The following is a 16,603-nucleotide window of genomic DNA, read 5'->3' on the forward strand; positions in this document are numbered from 1 at the left end:
TAGCAAAGAAAAATTCAACCCTGTTCTAACCGGCATGCCCTGACCTCATTCCGTAACGCCACGTTGCAAGTCGCGATAACCCACCTTGAAGCATACGTTACTAACGCCGATTGCGACCACTATGCAATTTTAGGGGTTTTTGGTCAATTCAACCTGGAAATAAAACCCCTGCGTGAAATTAGCGCAATGGCCATCAGTAACGTTTCAGTCAACCAGAAGTACGTTTGGCGGGGATATGGGCTTCCAGTGTTTTTTTGCAATCCATCGAGAGTTGCATCAATAAAGCCCATTTCGTCCAATTTAAGACCTGCAACGATTTCGCCGCGTGCGTCTACAACCGCCGAAATTCCGCTATTCGCATCGCGAATCAGCGGCAGACCGGTCTCGACCGCCCGTACGCGTGCCTGCTGAAAATGCTGGTAAGGACCCGGCGTCGAGCCGAACCAGCTGTCGTTCGTGATGTTGAGAATAGCGTTCGCTTGACCGATGTCGCCGGTCATTTCGTCCGGGAAGATGATCTCGTAGCAGACGAGCGGATAGAATTTCAGCCCGCTCGGAAGTTCGAGCAGATGACGGCTGGCGGCTGCCGAAAAGCCGCCCGGCATCTCCACCACATTCTGGATGCCGAGTTCGTTGAGCATGTCTTCGAAGGGAAGATATTCACCGAAAGGAACGAGATGCACCTTGTCGGAGGCGGCGACGATCTGCCCCCGCCCGTCGATCACATAGATCGAATTATAGTAGCGGGTAGGATAGCCAGGGCCGAGTTCTTCAGCGCGGACGGCGCCCGCGATCAGGATCTGGTCGTCATCGAGCGTGTCGGCAATCCGGGTCAATGCATCCTGGTTGTCTGTGAGGATGAAGGGGATCGAGGTTTCCGGCCAGACGATGATGTCGGGCTTCTTGCCACCGTCCTTGGGAGGCTCACTTGAGAGCTTGAGATGGGTCTCGAAGATAGCCTCGCGATCCGCATCGCTGTCCATCTTGGCCGTCTGGTCGATTGCCGGCTGCACGAGGCGCACCACGGGCCGCTTGTCCTCGGGTAATGCTTCGGGTTTCGGCGCGAGATAGAGAATGTAGGCGCCATAACCGAGATGCACTGCAAAGAGGATCGCCGCGAGGCTGACGCCGAGTTTCGCTCCCTGTCGGGTTCCGATGAGGGCAGGGGCAGCAAAGACGAAGACCGAGAGAGCGGTGACCCCCATGGTGCCGATCACATGCGCCGACTGCATCATGATAGGCATCGGCATCATGGCATAGCCGATGGCGTTCCACGGAAAACCTGTGAAGATGAAGCCGCGCACCCACTCAAGCAAGCCGAAGCTGGCAGCAAGTGCTGCAATCCGCCCCATGCCGTCGGACCAGAAGATACGCGCAAGAGCCGCGGCCAAGCCGTAGAAGACGGCAAGACAGGCCGGAAGCCCGAGGATCGCGAGCGGCAAGGCCCAGGCAAATTCATCTGAATCGATCAGCAGTGCATGCCCGAGCCACCAGAGCCCGGCAACGAAATAGCCGAAGCCGAACAGCCAGCCCGTGGCGAATGCCGGCCAGAGCCTGCCGGCAAGGCTGCTTTCGGGCGAGGCGGCCGCCCCGTCGATCAGCCAGACGAGCAGCGTGAAGGAGACGAACATCGCCGCGAAGAAGCCGATCGGAGGCAGCGCCAGGACACCGAACGCGCCGGCGGCGATCGCAAGCAATGACCGTTTGAACCCCCAGACGAGGATAATCCTGTCCGCAAGCCGCTCCATGCGCACTCCCATCAAAGCCGCGAATCAATCCAATCGCAGTCTTTCAAAAAAGCGCGCGCTTGTCGTCTTGCGGGATCGGACAGCAAATCGAAATCCGCTTTCGGAAAGCCCGACACTGCGTTCTTGGGAAGGGTCAGTTTGCAGTCGATTCCGCAGGCCGGTCGTCGTTGCCGTCGCCGATGGACGGTCCGTCACCATCTGCCTTGGCGCGACGGCGGATTGCCTGGCGCTTGCGGGTGATGCGCACCCGCTTGATGCGCCGCGGATCCGCGTCGAGGATGTGGAATTCGAAATCTGGCAAGGCCTGGACGACTTCTCCACGCACGGGGATGCGCCCCAGTGCGGAGAAGATCAGGCCGCCCAGCGTATCGACTTCATCAATCTGCTCGCTGATGTCGAAATCCGGCCCGATGGCCTCGGCAATCTCCTCGAGCTCGACGCGGGCATCGGCAACGAACATGTCTTCCGAAACACGTTTGAACATGACTTCTTCATCGTCATGCTCGTCATCGATATCGCCGATCACCATCTCGACGATGTCTTCATGCGAGGCAAGGCCGTCCGTGCCGCCATATTCGTCGATGACCAGCGCCATCTGTGTGCGGTTCACCTGCATGCGACGCAGGAGATCGGATGCCAGCATGGAAGGCGGCACGAAAAGGATCTGTCTGATAATGCCCGTCTCGGCGAGCGTCTTCTGCAGGTCGACGCGTCCGAGATCGAAATTCGGCTTGGCCGAGCGCGCCACCTTCTGGAGGTTCTCCAGAGAGACTTCGATCGTTGGCGCGCCCGCCGCCGGCTTCGTGCCGCCGCGGCGCTTGTTACGCGCCTGCTTGGCGACATAGGAAAGAAGGTCGCGGATATGCACCATGCCGCGCGGGTCATCGAGCGTTTCGGCATAAACCGGCATGCGCGAGCGACCGCTTTCCTCGAAGAGGATCATCAGTTCGCCGATCGTGATGTTCTGGTCGACCGCCTCGATATCGGCGCGCGGCACCATGACGTCGGCAACGCGCACCTCACGGAAGCGCAGGATATTGTGGAGCATTGCCCGTTCGTCGGGCGAAAACGCGTCCGCTGCAGCCGGGTCGGTCATCAGCGCGTCGGCAATATCTTCGCGCAGACGCGAGCCCTGTTGTGGTCTCAAGATGCGCGCGGCGCGTGACCAGAAGGATTGCGGTCGGTGTCGACTACTTCCACCCTCGTCGGAAGAGGAGGATTGGTCGGAGTCCATGGCGTCTGACGCCGGCTTCGTTGAAAAGTCGCTCATGGTTCCATTTTAAGGTCTTGACCCTCGTAGGGGTCAGATAGGCCGAGTACTGCCAAAATGCGAGTCTCCAGCCCCTCCATAATTTCGGCTTCGTCATTATTCATATGGTCGTAGCCGAGCAGATGCAAGAAACCATGCACCATAAGGTGGGTCAGATGATCGTCAAAGCTCTTTTCGAGCTCTCGCGCTTCGCGCTCCACTGTTTCCAGGGCGATGATGATATCGCCGAGCATCGGGCCCGGCATTTTGCCGGGTTTGACCGGAAAAGCCGGAAACGACAGCACGTTGGTCGGCTTGTCCTTGCCGCGCCATTCCGCATTGATGTCCTGGATGGAGGCATCGTCGGTGAAGACGAGCGAAACTTCCGGCGGCATCTTCGGGAAGGGTTGTTTTTCCTCCTCCCTCAGATAAGTGACAGCCGCGCCCAACACGCGTTCGGCAAGGGCATGCAATACATCTTCGGCGGGCCAGCCCGTGTCCTCGATGCTGATCTGTATGTCGAGCTCGGCCATCAGTCCTGCCGGCTGGCCTCTTCGTTTGCCGCAGTATAGGTCGCGTCATAGGCCTTGACGATGCGACCGACGAGCGGATGGCGAACGACGTCGACATCCTTGAACCGCGTGATCGAGATACCCTCGACATCGTTCAACAGATGAAGGGCTTCCACGAGGCCGGATTTGACGCCGCGTGGCAGGTCGATCTGGCTCGGGTCGCCGGTGATGATCATGCGGGAGTTTTCGCCGAGACGCGTCAGGAACATCTTCATCTGCATCGAGGTGGTATTCTGTGCCTCGTCGAGGATGATGGCGGCATTGGCAAGCGTACGGCCACGCATGAAGGCGAGCGGCGCGATTTCGATGACGCCGGCAGTGATCGCCCGTTCGACCTTGTCACCCGGGATCATGTCGTAGAGTGCGTCATAAAGCGGGCGCAGATAGGGATCGACCTTTTCCTTCATATCGCCCGGCAGGAAGCCCAGACGTTCACCGGCTTCGACGGCCGGTCTCGAAAGGATGATCTTTTCGACCGCGCCGCGTTCCAGAAGCTGGGCGGCCTGGGCGACGGCGAGATAGGTTTTGCCGGTACCGGCTGGGCCGACGCCGAACACCATCTCCGAGCGCTCGAGCGCCCGCATATAGGCATCCTGTGTCGGCGTGCGCGCGATGATCGTCTTTTTGCGCGTCGAAATCTGCGCCATCGTCAATTTGGCTTTTTTCTCCATCGTCGGCAGCGTGAGCTGGTCGTCGGCGGCAACCGCCATGCGAATTGCCCCTTCAACGTCTGAACGCTCCACACTGCCGCCTTTCTGGAGTTTTTCATAGAGGTAATCGAGTGTGCGTCGCGCCTGATTGGTGGCCAGCACATCGCCGGTGATCACGACGGAGTTGCCCCGCGCTCGCGCATCGATATTGAGCCGCTGTTCCAGAAGCTTCAGGTTCTGATCGAACTGTCCGAAGAGTTCGCTGGCGAACCGGTTGTTCTCGAACGTCAGGACGAAGTGATTGGCGTCGCTCGCAATGCGTGGGTGGCGCGGTGAAGAAGAAACCAATTCCTGTCCGTTCAAGCGGTCGAGCTCCCTGGGTTAAACCTCAGCCTCTGCGCGTTCGGCAAACAGGCTGTTGGTTCCGGTTCCTGTGATTCGCACTTTAATAATGTCACCGATTTGCGATGCTTTTGCATCAACATTCACGGACTGCAGCCACGGCGATCTGCCGATAAGCTGACCAGGCATGCGGCCCGGCTTTTCCAGGAGAAGATCGATTTCCTTGCCGATGCAGGACTCGTTGAATTCCTGCGTCTGCTTGAGAAGCAGCGCCTGCAGGCGTTCCAGCCGTTCTGCCTTGATATCTTCCGGCACCTGGTCCTTCAATTCCGCACCGGGCGTGCCCGGCCGCGTCGAATATTTGAACGAGAAGGCCTGTGCATAACGAACCTCCTCAACGAGTTTTAGTGTATCCTCAAATTCCCGGTCTGTCTCCCCCGGAAAGCCGGTTATGAAGTCGCCTGAAAGCGCAATGTCAGGGCGGGCCTTGCGGATGCGCTCGATGAGCGAAAGATATTCCGCTGCCGTGTGGCGACGGTTCATGGCTTTCAGGATTCGGTCCGATCCGGCCTGAACCGGAAGGTGCAGATAGGGCATCAGCGTCCGAAGGTCGCGATGCGCCTCGATCAGCCGATCGTCCATGTCCCGCGGGTGGCTCGTCGTGTAGCGAAGCCGCGCAAGGCCGGGGATATCGGCAAGCCGGTAGAGCAGGTCGCCGAGGCTCCACTCTTCGTCCTTGGGACCGACACCGTGCCAGGCATTGACGTTCTGGCCGAGCAGGGTGATTTCGCGCACGCCGGCTTCGACAAGCTTCATCGCCTCCTCGACGATCTGCGACACTGGCCGCGACACTTCCGAGCCGCGCGTATAAGGCACGACGCAGAAGGTGCAGAACTTGTCACAGCCTTCCTGAACGGTGAGAAAGGCTGTTACGCCGCGGGCGCGGATTTTCGGTGCCTCGGCGATCGGCAGATGCTCGAACTTGTCTTCGATCGCATATTCCGTATCGACGACGCGGTGGCCTTCCTTGGCGCGGCGGAGCGCTTCCGGCAGGCGATGATAGGTCTGCGGGCCAATGACGACATCGACCGCCGGCGCACGCCGAAGGATCTCTTCGCCTTCGGCCTGCGCGACGCAGCCGGCGACACCAATCATCATCTCGCGGCCGTCCGCAGCCTTGCGCTTTTTCATCTCCCGCAGGCGCCCAAGCGCGGAATAGACCTTCTCGGCCGCCTTCTCGCGGATATGACAGGTATTGAGCAGGACGAGGTCGGCCTCTTCCATGTCCTCCGTCGGCTCATAGCCGTCGCGGGCAAGAGCATCGCTCATGCGGGTCGAGTCGTAGACGTTCATCTGACAGCCATAGGTCTTGATGAAAACCTTGCGGCTGTTGGAGCCATCGCGAAGAGAAGTCTCCGGGGCCTGAAGAAGGGCGTTGTCCTGGGTCATGGCGGCTATTTAGTGGTTTTTACCGCGCGAGAAAAGGGACTCTCGGTTCAGCCGATATTACGGCCGCGCAAGCTGCTGTTCAGCAGGTTGCGGATGCGGGCGGAGATCGTGGTGCTGACTGTCTTTCGATTGGTCTTCTCGCCATATTCGACCGCCTCGCCAAACGAGACTTCGACATCGATCGCGCCGCATTTCAGGATGTCGGTCAGATGCGGCAGAAGCTCTATATCGCCGGGCCAGGCTGCAAGTGGACGATGGTAGCGGCCCATGGCGATGCCATGCACCTGAGTATAGGCAATCGCCACCGGCTGCACCATCACCGAGCCGGTCGGGGAATGGGGCACGGCCATGGCGGCTGCACCGAAGAGCGACGACTTGACCTCCAGCAGGCGATTGCCGTCTGACGTCGTTCCCTCCGGAAACAGCACGACGATTTCACCGTCGGCCATGCGGCCTGCGATCTCGCTCGCCTGATCGCCGGTGCGGCGTTTTTCTTCCCGCACCACGAAGACACTCTTTTGCAGCTTGGCAAGCATCCCGAAGATCGGCCAGTCGCGAACCTCGATCTTGGCGATGAAGGCAACGTCGGCTACCGCCGACATGACCATGATATCCATCCACGAGGAATGGTTGGAGCAGAGCATCAGCGGCCGGCGGCCCTCGAGTTCGCCGCGCACGCGGATGCGGATGCCGAGACAATAGCAGACAATACGATGCCAGCGGCGGGGCAGGGTACGCCGGAGTTTCCAGTCGAAATGCAGCGCCAGGATCTGCAGCGGCATGAGAAGGATGCTGACGACTATGATGATGGTAAGCGCGAAGAAAATGCGCAGCCGGACGATCAAATGTGGCGCTCCCGGACTGCCATGATGTCAGAGTTCGTCTTTCTTCAGCGGGATGCCATAGAGTTCCAGCCGGTGATCGACGAGCTTGAAGCCATGTTCGCGCGCGATCCGCTCCTGCAGCGCCTCGATTTCCGGCGACCGGAACTCGATGACGACGCCGCTCTTCAGGTCGATCAGATGGTCATGATGTTCTTCGGGCACCGTCTCGTAGCGCGAGCGGCCGTCGCGAAAATCGTGTCGGGCGATGATCCCCGCATCTTCGAAAAGCTTTACCGTACGATAGACCGTCGAAATCGAAATCTTGGCGTCGACCTTCACGGAGCGGCGATAGAGCTCCTCGACATCGGGATGATCTTCGGAGTCCTCGAGGATGCGCGCGATTACCCGGCGCTGCTCGGTCATGCGCATGCCGCGTTCAGCGCAAAGCTCCTCAAGGGTTTTGGCTACCTCAGTCATGGCTGCCTTCTCGCTATTCCTGCCGAGAAGGGAACTACCGAAGAACGCGCTTCATGACAAGCGCCGTGGAGGTAGCCCCGTTGGCATCCTTATAATAGCCCTTGCGCTCGCCGGCCTGCTCGAAGCCAAGCTTGCGGTAAAGGCCGAGGGCGGCGGTATTGCCGTTATCGACTTCCAGGAACATGCTTTCGCCGCCACGGAGCCGTGCTTCGCGTATGGCGGCCTGCATCAGCCGCCACCCGAGGCCGGAACGCGCGACCTTAGCCTGTACGGCAACCGTCAGGATTTCCGCCTCGCCCGCCACCTGGCGCGCAAGGATGAAGCCCGGCAGGGACTTTTTCAGGATCGCATTGGTCTGGCGGGCGACGAAGCCGAACACAGTGTTCTGTGACAAGAGGCTGTGGAATTCGCCGTCACCCCAGGGACGGGCAAAGCGCTCGCCGTGCAGGACGGAAACGTCGAGGCAATCCTCCGGCTGCATGGTGACGATTTCGAATTCCGGTTTCAGCGTCAGATAGGCTTCCAGCATCGTCATACTCTTGCAATCGCGTATCCGGCCTGCGGTTTGGCATCGGGTCCGCGCAGATAAAGTGGCTTCGGCTTTCCGGTATTCGGGTTCGCGGTAGCACCGAGACGCGCCACGATGGAGATCGGGAAGGAGTTGGCGTATTCGCCCGTTGCATCCGGTTTCAGGATCGGGGTCGCCGAACCGGTGATCTCGCCGTCGAAATCGGCAGCGAAAGCCTGAGCCTCGGCGATGCTGACCGCGCGTGCCTCGTCGAGCGCGGCGCCGTCGGCCGCAAAAGACTGAAGATAGATTTCTTCCCTCTTGGCATCCATCGCCGCGAGCACTGCGCGGCCAGGCGTCTTTTCGCGCTGGGCGGCTGCCATGACTTCGAGCGTGGTTATGCCGACGGCGGGGATATCGAGGGAAAGCGCAAAGCCGCGGGCGGCTGCAACGCCGACACGGATGCCGGTAAAGGAGCCGGGACCGATGGTGACGGCAAGGCGGTCGATATCCGAAAGTGCGACGCCCGCCTGATCCAGCGCGCGGTCGACGATACCCATCAGATGTTCAGCATGCCCCTTGCCGATCATGTCCGATGCCTCCCCCAGCATCGTATTCCTGCCGCTGTCATAAATAGCGGCAGCGCAATCCACACCTGCCGTGTCGAGCGCCAGAACGATCATGCCATCAATATCCGAATAAACTATTGTCGCCTATCCATAAATCCGTCTGGCCGAACCTCGGATGAACGGCCCAGCGTATCCGGCTTTTTTAAGCGGCAATCACTTCCTGCACTTCCGGAACGAAATGGCGCAACAGGTTCTGGACGCCGTGCTTCAGCGTTGCCGTCGAAGACGGGCAACCGGAGCAGGAACCCTTCATGTTCAGGTAAACCTTGCCGTCCTTGAACCCACGGAAGGTGATGTCGCCGCCATCCTGGGCAACGGCCGGACGCACGCGGGTCTCCAGCAGTTCCTTGATGGTCAGCACGATCGATTCGTCGCCTTCATCGAAGAATTCATCGCCGGCGTCGACATCTTCCGACAGGATCGAGGCGTCACCCATGACCGGCTTGCCGGACATGAAATGCTCCATGATCGAGCCGAGAATGGCTGGCTTCAAATGCTGCCATTCGGCATTGTCTTTGGAAACGGAAATGAAGTCGTAGCCGAAATAGACGCCGGTCACGCCCGGAATCTCGAAGAGGCGGGCAGCGAGCGGCGAAGCCTGGGCTTCATCGGCATTGCGGAATTCGGCCGTACCGTTTTCCATCACGACCTTGCCGGGAAGGAACTTCTGCGTGGCGGGGTTCGGCGTGGCTTCGGTCTGAATGAACATCTCGCTCTCCATGCGGCGGGCTTCAGCCTCTACCGTCTTTAGAATTCTTCAAAAGAAAATAAGCCTATTGTCCGGCTGATTCAAGAGACTGATACTCAAGAAATGCCTTAGCAGAGGGCGTCTATTTCCTCGTTGGTCAGCGTGTCGGGAAGCACGGTAACTGGAATCGGAAAGGCCGCTCCGCGTCCTGCAACGGAAGAAACCAGCGGCCCCGGTCCTTCCTTGGCCGAGCTTGCCGCAAGCACGAGGATGGCAACGTCCCGGTCTTCCTCGATCACGGCGTTGATCTGCTCGGCCGAATTGCCTTCACGGATGACGATCTCAGGCTCGATGCCTATCGTCTCGCGCACGATCTGCGCAGCCTTGGCAACTGTGGCTTCCGCCTCCTCGCGAGCTTCCGCCCGCATGATCTCCTCGACGCCAAGCCATTGCTGGAAATCGCCTTCCGGGATCACATAAAGAAGAATGAGACCGCCATTGGAATTCTTGGCGCGCCGCCCGGCATAATGGACGGCGCGTTGGCATTCGGGTGTCCCGTCTATCACCGCCATGAACTTGCGGCGATGACCTTCGAGCCGTGAGAGTCGCTTTGATACCATGGCGCGAACTCTGACACCTGTGACCGAAAATTTGCAAGCCCCCGTTTTGCACGGGGGCTCTGCATGTCGATCGGCCTAGTAGAGGAAGCCGATGATTTCCCGAAGTTCGCGCATCGTCACATCGGCACGCGCCCTTGCGCGCTCATTGCCGTCGCGCAGGATCGCATCGATGTGGCTCGTATCGTTCATCAGGCGGCGCATTTCGCCTGTTATCGGCGACAGGACCTGAACGGCGAGATCGATCAGCGCTGGCTTGAAGACGGAAAACTGCTGGCCGCCAAATTCGGCGAGCACCTGTTCTCTCGTCTTGTCGGCGAGTGCGGCATAGATCGAGACGAGGTTTTCAGCTTCGGGCCGATTTTCGAGACCTGCGATTTCGCTCGGCAATCCATCCGGATCGGTCTTGGCCTTGCGGATCTTCTTGGAGATCGCATCCTCGTCGTCCATCAGGTTGATGCGCGAAAGATCCGACGGATCGGACTTCGACATCTTCTTCGTGCCGTCCCGCAGCGACATGACGCGCGGTGCCGGTCCGCCGATCAGCGGTTCGACCATAGGGAAATAGGCATGCACCGGCTCGTCGCCGACGGCGATGTCGATCCCGTAGTTCGTCTTGCGGATATGCGAGGCGTAATCGAGGTTGAACTTCATCGCGATGTCGCGCGTCAGCTCGAGGTGCTGCTTCTGGTCCTCGCCGACAGGCACATGCGTGGCGCGGTAGACGAGAATGTCGGCAGCCATCAGGCTCGGATAGGCGTAGAGACCGAGCGAGGCCTGCTCACGGTCCTTGCCGGCCTTGTCCTTGAACTGCGTCATGCGGTTCATCCAGCCGATGCGGGCGACGCAATTGAAGATCCAGGCGAGCTCGGCGTGCTGCGGTACGGCGGACTGGTTGAAGACGATATGCTTTTTAGCGTCGATGCCGGAAGCGATGAAGGCGGCTGCGATGGAGCGCGTCTGCGACAGCATGTCCTCGTGGACGAGCTGCGCGGTCAGTGCATGCAGGTCGACGACGCAATAAATGCAATCGTTGCCGTCCTGAAGCTGCACGAAGCGGCGGATCGCGCCGAGATAATTGCCGAGATGCAGGTTGCCCGTCGGCTGAACGCCGGAGAATACGAGCTTCTTGAATTCACCCATGATGCTGTCCTCGATTAGGCTGGTGGAGGGCCCCAGGGCCAAAGGCCCATGTTGCTAACGCGGGCGCTTATGCACGGGCTCCCGGTCGCAATCAAGAGGCCTCGGGCGCGGCATGTTGAATGAGATCGAAGGTGTTGCCGTAAGGATCCGAAAAGACGGCCACAGTGCCGTAAACCTCATGGCGCGGCTCCTCCAGAAAGCGCACGCCGCCGGCACGCATCGCCGCATGATCTCGTGCGAAATCGTCGGTCCTGAGGAAAAAGCCGACGCGCCCGCCGGTCTGGTTGCCGATGGCGGCTCGCTGGCTTTCGCTGGCCGCTTGCGCGAGCAGAAAGGCCGCCCCATCTCCCCCTTTTGGCTTCACGACCACCCAGCGCTTGCCTTCCGGCTGCACTTCGTCTTGCAGGCATTCAAAGCCAAGCGCCTCACAATAGAAGGCTTTGGCGCGATCATAGTCATCGATGACGAGGGTGACGAGGAACAGGGATTGGGCCATAGGATCTCCGATTTTTGGGAATTTGTTCTCTTTTGGTGCTGCTAAACGTCCTGTTTTACGCCAAATTGATCAGAAGACTTAGCTAAAATTGAGTATAAAATTTCACAGAAAAGCTTTTTTTGAACTGAAAATCCCTCGACTGGCGTGACGGCCGCATTGAGCCGTCTGTGTAACCGATCGGAGGGACTATGCAAAACGCCAGTTTGCTCGCTGTGGCAGGCCTCTTTGCCCTACAATCAGCAACCACCGCTGTCGGTCAAGATGGCCGACGGCAGACCAACAATCTTCCAAAACACGAATTGCGCGTTGCCTATACGGTTCAGACCGTCAGCGTTCGTGCCAGCTGTTTCCCTGAGCGATTGCGAGCGGTCTTGTCGTATATCGCGGCAAAGACCGGGCGACGGCCGATGATAACCTCGGGCTTTCGCCCGCACCCCCGTCGCCATGGGTCCATGCATGGAAAATGCCTGGCGGCGGATATCCGGATCCCCGGTGTGCCGGAACGCACGATCATCGCCGCTGCGAAAAGCGCTCCCGGCATCGGTGGGATCGGCACCTATTGCAATGGCATCGTCCATGTCGATGTCGGCCCGCAGCGACAATGGGTGGATTGCTGAAGCAATTCCAGCGAAGACGCGCAGCGGCTTGCGTCAGTAATCGCGTAAAGAGAGCCTTATACGTCCTTCGCGGGTGCCGGTTTGCGATTGAGATTGCGCCGTATCATGCCGAGATCCGCGCCGCCGATCAGGAAGGCGGTCGCGAAATAGATGACTATCGAAATCGCAATCAGCAGGCCAAGCGTGCTGACCTTGGTCAGAAGCGGCGCGCCCGAGGCGAGCGAAGGCGCCCAGTAATGTTTGAGATACATGATCGCAACGCCCATTACGGCAGAGGCGACGATCAGCAGCGCGGTGCGCTTGGCAAGTGCCCATTCCCATGTCAGGTGGCCGCGGCGCAGAAGCGTGGTGAAGAGCAGCACGGTGCTGATCCAGCCTGCGGTCGCTTCCGCCACTGCAATGCCGGGTGCGCCCATATAGGGAAAGAGCGTCAGCGCGGTCGCGCAGTTGGTGGCGACCGCGATTGCCGAAAACCGCATCGGCGTCTTGGTATCCTCGCGGGCATAGAAGCCCGGCTGCAGCGCCTTGATGAGCACGAAGGCCGGCAGCCCGATGCCGTAGATCGCAAGGATCGAGCCGACGATCAGGGTGTTTTGCTCATGAAAGGCCCCGCGCTCATAGAGCACGCGGATGATTTCGTCCGACAGGATCCACAGCGCGAAACCGGCGGGGATGGTCAGGAACATCACGAATTCGATCGATCTGTTCTGGAGGAAGGCGGCCTCGCGTAACGCGCCGCCCTTCAGCGCGCGGGCAAGCTCGGGCAGCAGAACCACACCGACGGCGACGCCGACGACGCCGAGCGGAAGCTGGTAGATACGGTCGGCATATTGCAGGGCGGCGATGGCGCCCTCGCGCGAGGAGGCGATCGCCTGGCCGATCAGCTGGTTGATCTGCGTAATGCCGCCGGTCACGGCCGCCGGAACGGCAAGGATCAGCAGCCGCTTGACGTTGGGCGTCATCTTCGGAAAGCGGAAGCCGATGCTGATGCCGGCATGCAGCACGCCGAAATAGACGACGGCGAGCTGCAGGACGCCTGCTGCCAGCACGCCCCATGACAGATACCAGGCGGTCGCGAGCGGTTCGGCGCCGGTATAGAGCGCATAAAAGAGCGCGCCGATCATCACCACGTTGAGGAAGACGGGCGCCACCGCTGCCGCGAAGAAATGATGCAGCGAATTCAGCATGCCGCTCATCATCGCCGTCAGCGACATGCACATGAGATAGGGGAACATCACCGCCGCCATGCGGATGGTAATGTCGAACTTCTCCGGATCGTCTGCAAAGCCCGGTGCGATTACGAAGCGCACCAGCAATGGCATACAAAGCTCCATCACGATGGTGATGAGCAGTAGCACGGAGAACAGAACGCCGAAGACTTCTTCCGAAAAGCGCTTGGCGCCATCAATGCCGTTCGCCTCGATCTCCTTGGCAAAGAGCGGCACGAAGGCCGCGTTGAAAGCGCCCTCGGCAAACAGCCGGCGAAACAGGTTCGGGAAACGGAAGGCGGCATAGAAGACGTCGGCCATCGGTCCGGTGCCGAGCGCCGCTGCCATCAACGTTTCGCGGGCAAAACCAAAGATGCGGCTTCCGAGCGTGGCGCCGCCGACCGTGGCGAATTTCTTGACGAGGCTCATACGGGGGAACCGGCTTTCTTTTCGGCGGCAGTAGCGGCAGGGGCGATGATGCCTGACGGCATGCGTTCGCGCAGTTCGTCCTGCTCCTCGGCCATGACCGCTTTCATGCGGGCAGTGATATTGGAACGCTTGCTGTCGCCGGAGATCTTCTGGCCGACGAGATCGGTGACGTAGAAGGTATCGATGACCTTCTCACCGAAGGTGGTGATGCGCGCCGACTGGATGTCAAGCGACAGATCGGAGAGAACGGCTGTCATTTCCGACAGCAGGCCCGGCCGGTCGAGGCATTCCACCTCGATGACGGTGAATTTGTTAGACAGGCTGTTGGTGATGGTCACCGACGGTGGAATGACGAAGGCCTTACTCTTCTTCCGGTTCTTCGTGCGGGTCGCGATCACCTCGGGCAGGCGTTTGCGGCCGGAAAGCACGTCCTCGATCATGCGGCCGATGGTGCCGGCGCGTCGAAGCTCGTCCTCATCGTTCGGAAACTCCCGGCTGACATGGATCGTGTCGAGTGCCCGTCCGTCGGAGGTGGTGAAGATCTGCGCATCGACGATATTGGCCCCGGCCGCAGCGCAAGCGCCGGCAATGACGGCGAGCAGGCGAGGGTGGTCGGGGGAGAGAACGGTGATTTCAGTGATGGCATGGAAGCTGTCCGTGCGCACTGACGTCGCCAAGGCCTGCCCCGCCTTGTCTGCCTGGCGGATAAAATGCGCGTGGCGGATCTGGTCTTCTAACGGCACGGAGAGCAGGTAAGGTTGGTAATGCAGCTTGGTATAGGTGCGGCGGTCCTTCTGGCTCCAGTCGGAAAGCGCGGCGTAGAGCGCTTCGGCCGCGGCCTGCGCGCGCTCCTTGCGCGACACTTCCGAGAAGCCGCCGGCAAGCAGCAGTTCCGTCTCGTAATAGAGCGTGCGCAGCAGCTGGCCTTTCCAGCCGTTCCAGACACCCGGTCCGACGGCGCGGATGTCGCAGATCGTCAGGATCATCAGCATCTTCAGGCGGTCGAGAGACTGAACGCGATCAGCGAAATCGGTGATCGTCTTGCGGTCCGTCAGATCGCGCGTCTGCGCGACCATCGACATGGTCAGATGTTCCTCGATCAGCCAGACGACGATCTCGGTCTGCTTCTGTGACAGGCCAAAGCGGGCGCAGAGCTTGCGGGCGACGCGTGCGCCGGCAATCGAATGGTCTTCCTGCCGGCCCTTGGCGATATCGTGCAGCAACACGGCGACATAGAGAGCCTCGCGGTCTTCGATATGCGGCATGAGCTTGTTGGCGAGAGGATGCAATTCCTCCGCCTTGCCCTTGTCGATCTCGGAGAGAACATCGATCGCGCGGATCAAATGCTCGTCGACCGTATAGTGATGATACATATTGAACTGCATCATCGCGACGATCTTGCCGAATTCGGGAATGAAACGGCCGAGCACGCCAGCCTCGTTCATGCGCCGCAGGATCAGCGCCGGATCGCGCTTGGACGTCAGGATCGACAGGAAAAGCCGGTTCGCCTCGTCATTCTCACGCAGGTCGTTGTTGATGAGGGCGAGCGAACGGGTGACGCGCTTCAGCGCGTCGGGATGGAATTCCAGTCCGTTGATATCGGCCACATGGAACAGACGGATGATGCTGACCGGATCGCGCTTGAAGACATCGGGGTTGGCGAGTGTGATGCGGCCGCGGTCCTCCACGAACTCGACGCTGCCGGGGATCTTACGATTGCGGTGGGTGAAGCGGCTGATGACGCCCGACAGTCCCGGGATCGATTTCGCCTGCTGGTCTTCGAGTGCCGCGCAGAGGATGCGAGTGAGATCGCCCACATCTTTAGCGACCAGGAAATAGTGCTTCATGAAGCGCTCGACGGCCGAGAGGCCGGGGCGGGAATGATAGCCGAGCGCCTCGGCGATCTCGCGCTGGATGTCGAAGGAAAGACGCTCCTCCGCTTTGCCGGTCAGGAAATGCATGTGGCAGCGCACGGCCCAGAGAAAATCGTCGGCCTTTTTGAGAAGCCGGTACTCCTGCTTCGACAGCACGCCGAGCGGCACCAGATCGGCCGGATCGCGGACGTGGTAGTAATATTTCGAAATCCAGAAGAGCGTATGCAGGTCGCGAAGGCCGCCCTTGCCTTCCTTGACGTTGGGTTCGACGAGGTAGCGCGTATCGCCTGCCTTCCGGTGGCGTTCGTCACGTTCGGCAAGTTTGGCGGCGATGAATTCTGGCCCCGTGCCGGTGACGATTTCCTTGTCGAAGCGGGCTTCCAGATCCGCCTCCAGCGACTTTAGGCCGCAAATGTAGCGCATCTCGAGAATGGCGGTGCGGATGGTCATGTCGGATTTGGAAAGCGCGATGCATTCCTCGACGGTGCGCGTCGCGTGCCCGACCTTGAAGCCCATGTCCCAGAGCATGTAGAGCATGAACTCGACGGCTTTATGCGTCTCTTCCGCCGGCTTCGGCAGGAAGAGGAAGAGCAGGTCGATATCGGAGCCTGGCGCGAGCGTGTCACGGCCATAGCCGCCGACGGCGGTCACCGCAAACTTGTCCTTCTGCTTCGGGAAAACATGCTCGGTGGCGAAATTATAGAGAACGGCGATGATCTGGTCCTGCAGCCAGGAAATGCGGTGGGCGCAATCAAGTCCGCCACCTTGGGCATCGAGCAGTTCGCGCGCCTTCCTGCGCCCTTCGACGCTGGCTTTCTTCAGAACGGCAAGAAGATCGTTCCGCAGCACGTCCGGACGGTTGCGGTTGGCTTCGGCAATGGCGTTACATTGCCCCTGCAGCAGTTCTACATCGAGGATTTCGGAAAAATCGATGTCGTGCGTCACCATTGGCCGGGCGGTTGTCTCTTCGGTCCGAGCCGCTTGCTCATGGCGCGCCTCTTGTTTGATCTGCATGCGCTATAGCCTCTTTGCCCGCGGATTGACACGGGTCTTCATATTCCATGAACCTTTAAATTTGGCGAA

General features: G+C 59.9%; 16 protein-coding genes. 1 reads left to right on the top strand and 15 read right to left on the bottom strand.

Annotated features, from left to right (window positions below):
- Window positions 1-143 precede the first annotated feature (143 nt).
- The 13 genes from lnt to AC1DF8_RS05955 all read right to left on the bottom strand — a co-directional run bounded on the left by lnt (window position 144) and on the right by AC1DF8_RS05955 (window position 11,392).
- The gene (gene lnt, locus AC1DF8_RS05895; protein ID WP_477995240.1) at window positions 144-1,748 is read right to left on the bottom strand and encodes an apolipoprotein N-acyltransferase; all 1,605 of its coding nucleotides are present in this window, start codon (window positions 1,746-1,748) and stop codon (window positions 144-146) included.
- Between the two features lie 133 nt (window positions 1,749-1,881).
- Window positions 1,882-3,018, bottom strand: a complete 1,137-nt coding sequence (locus tag AC1DF8_RS05900) for a hemolysin family protein (protein ID WP_477995242.1) — start codon at window positions 3,016-3,018, stop codon at window positions 1,882-1,884.
- Complete coding sequence (ybeY, locus tag AC1DF8_RS05905) at window positions 3,015-3,530, bottom strand: rRNA maturation RNase YbeY (RefSeq protein ID WP_477995244.1); 516 nt, start codon at window positions 3,528-3,530, stop codon at window positions 3,015-3,017. Before ybeY ends, AC1DF8_RS05900 begins: the two co-directional genes overlap by 4 nt.
- Window positions 3,530-4,582 (bottom strand): PhoH family protein, encoded by a 1,053-nt coding sequence (locus AC1DF8_RS05910; RefSeq protein WP_112541821.1) that lies wholly within the window; start codon window positions 4,580-4,582, stop codon window positions 3,530-3,532. Before AC1DF8_RS05910 ends, ybeY begins: the two co-directional genes overlap by 1 nt.
- A gap of 18 nt (window positions 4,583-4,600) precedes the next feature.
- A complete protein-coding gene (gene miaB / locus AC1DF8_RS05915) occupies window positions 4,601-6,010 on the bottom strand; it encodes a tRNA (N6-isopentenyl adenosine(37)-C2)-methylthiotransferase MiaB (protein WP_112970005.1) in 1,410 nt (469 codons plus the stop codon).
- A gap of 47 nt (window positions 6,011-6,057) precedes the next feature.
- Window positions 6,058-6,855, bottom strand: a complete 798-nt coding sequence (gene olsA / locus AC1DF8_RS05920) for a lyso-ornithine lipid O-acyltransferase (RefSeq protein WP_477995247.1) — start codon at window positions 6,853-6,855, stop codon at window positions 6,058-6,060.
- A gap of 27 nt (window positions 6,856-6,882) precedes the next feature.
- Window positions 6,883-7,311 (bottom strand): Fur family transcriptional regulator, encoded by a 429-nt coding sequence (locus AC1DF8_RS05925; protein WP_112541818.1) that lies wholly within the window; start codon window positions 7,309-7,311, stop codon window positions 6,883-6,885.
- 34 nt (window positions 7,312-7,345) lie between these two features.
- Entirely contained in the window at window positions 7,346-7,846 is a 501-nt protein-coding gene (locus tag AC1DF8_RS05930; protein ID WP_477995249.1) for a GNAT family N-acetyltransferase, read from the bottom strand.
- Window positions 7,843-8,502: a tRNA (adenosine(37)-N6)-threonylcarbamoyltransferase complex dimerization subunit type 1 TsaB gene (tsaB, locus tag AC1DF8_RS05935; RefSeq protein WP_477995251.1), complete on the bottom strand. Its 660-nt coding sequence runs from the start codon at window positions 8,500-8,502 to the stop codon at window positions 7,843-7,845. The genes AC1DF8_RS05930 and tsaB overlap by 4 nt, the downstream gene beginning before the upstream one ends.
- A gap of 88 nt (window positions 8,503-8,590) precedes the next feature.
- Complete coding sequence (locus AC1DF8_RS05940; RefSeq protein WP_112541816.1) at window positions 8,591-9,157, bottom strand: NifU family protein; 567 nt, start codon at window positions 9,155-9,157, stop codon at window positions 8,591-8,593.
- 107 nt (window positions 9,158-9,264) lie between these two features.
- Window positions 9,265-9,756 (bottom strand): universal stress protein, encoded by a 492-nt coding sequence (locus tag AC1DF8_RS05945; RefSeq protein ID WP_112541815.1) that lies wholly within the window; start codon window positions 9,754-9,756, stop codon window positions 9,265-9,267.
- Between the two features lie 75 nt (window positions 9,757-9,831).
- The gene (gene trpS / locus AC1DF8_RS05950; protein ID WP_477995253.1) at window positions 9,832-10,896 is read right to left on the bottom strand and encodes a tryptophan--tRNA ligase; all 1,065 of its coding nucleotides are present in this window, start codon (window positions 10,894-10,896) and stop codon (window positions 9,832-9,834) included.
- Between the two features lie 91 nt (window positions 10,897-10,987).
- Window positions 10,988-11,392 (bottom strand): VOC family protein, encoded by a 405-nt coding sequence (locus tag AC1DF8_RS05955; protein WP_112541813.1) that lies wholly within the window; start codon window positions 11,390-11,392, stop codon window positions 10,988-10,990.
- A 188-nt stretch (window positions 11,393-11,580) separates the two neighbouring features.
- Here AC1DF8_RS05955 and AC1DF8_RS05960 point away from each other — a divergent pair, with 188 nt between their 5' ends.
- Complete coding sequence (locus tag AC1DF8_RS05960) at window positions 11,581-12,009, top strand: YcbK family protein (RefSeq protein ID WP_477995256.1); 429 nt, start codon at window positions 11,581-11,583, stop codon at window positions 12,007-12,009.
- Between the two features lie 56 nt (window positions 12,010-12,065).
- On the opposite strand, the gene murJ is transcribed toward AC1DF8_RS05960, so the two are convergent.
- Window positions 12,066-13,646: a murein biosynthesis integral membrane protein MurJ gene (murJ, locus tag AC1DF8_RS05965; protein ID WP_113013089.1), complete on the bottom strand. Its 1,581-nt coding sequence runs from the start codon at window positions 13,644-13,646 to the stop codon at window positions 12,066-12,068.
- On the bottom strand, window positions 13,643-16,534 hold the full coding sequence (locus tag AC1DF8_RS05970) for a [protein-PII] uridylyltransferase (RefSeq protein WP_113207064.1): 2,892 nt from the start codon (window positions 16,532-16,534) through the stop codon (window positions 13,643-13,645). Before AC1DF8_RS05970 ends, murJ begins: the two co-directional genes overlap by 4 nt.
- Window positions 16,535-16,603 lie beyond the last annotated feature (69 nt).

The sequence above is a fragment of the Rhizobium sp. 05N49 genome, assembly GCF_056396805.1.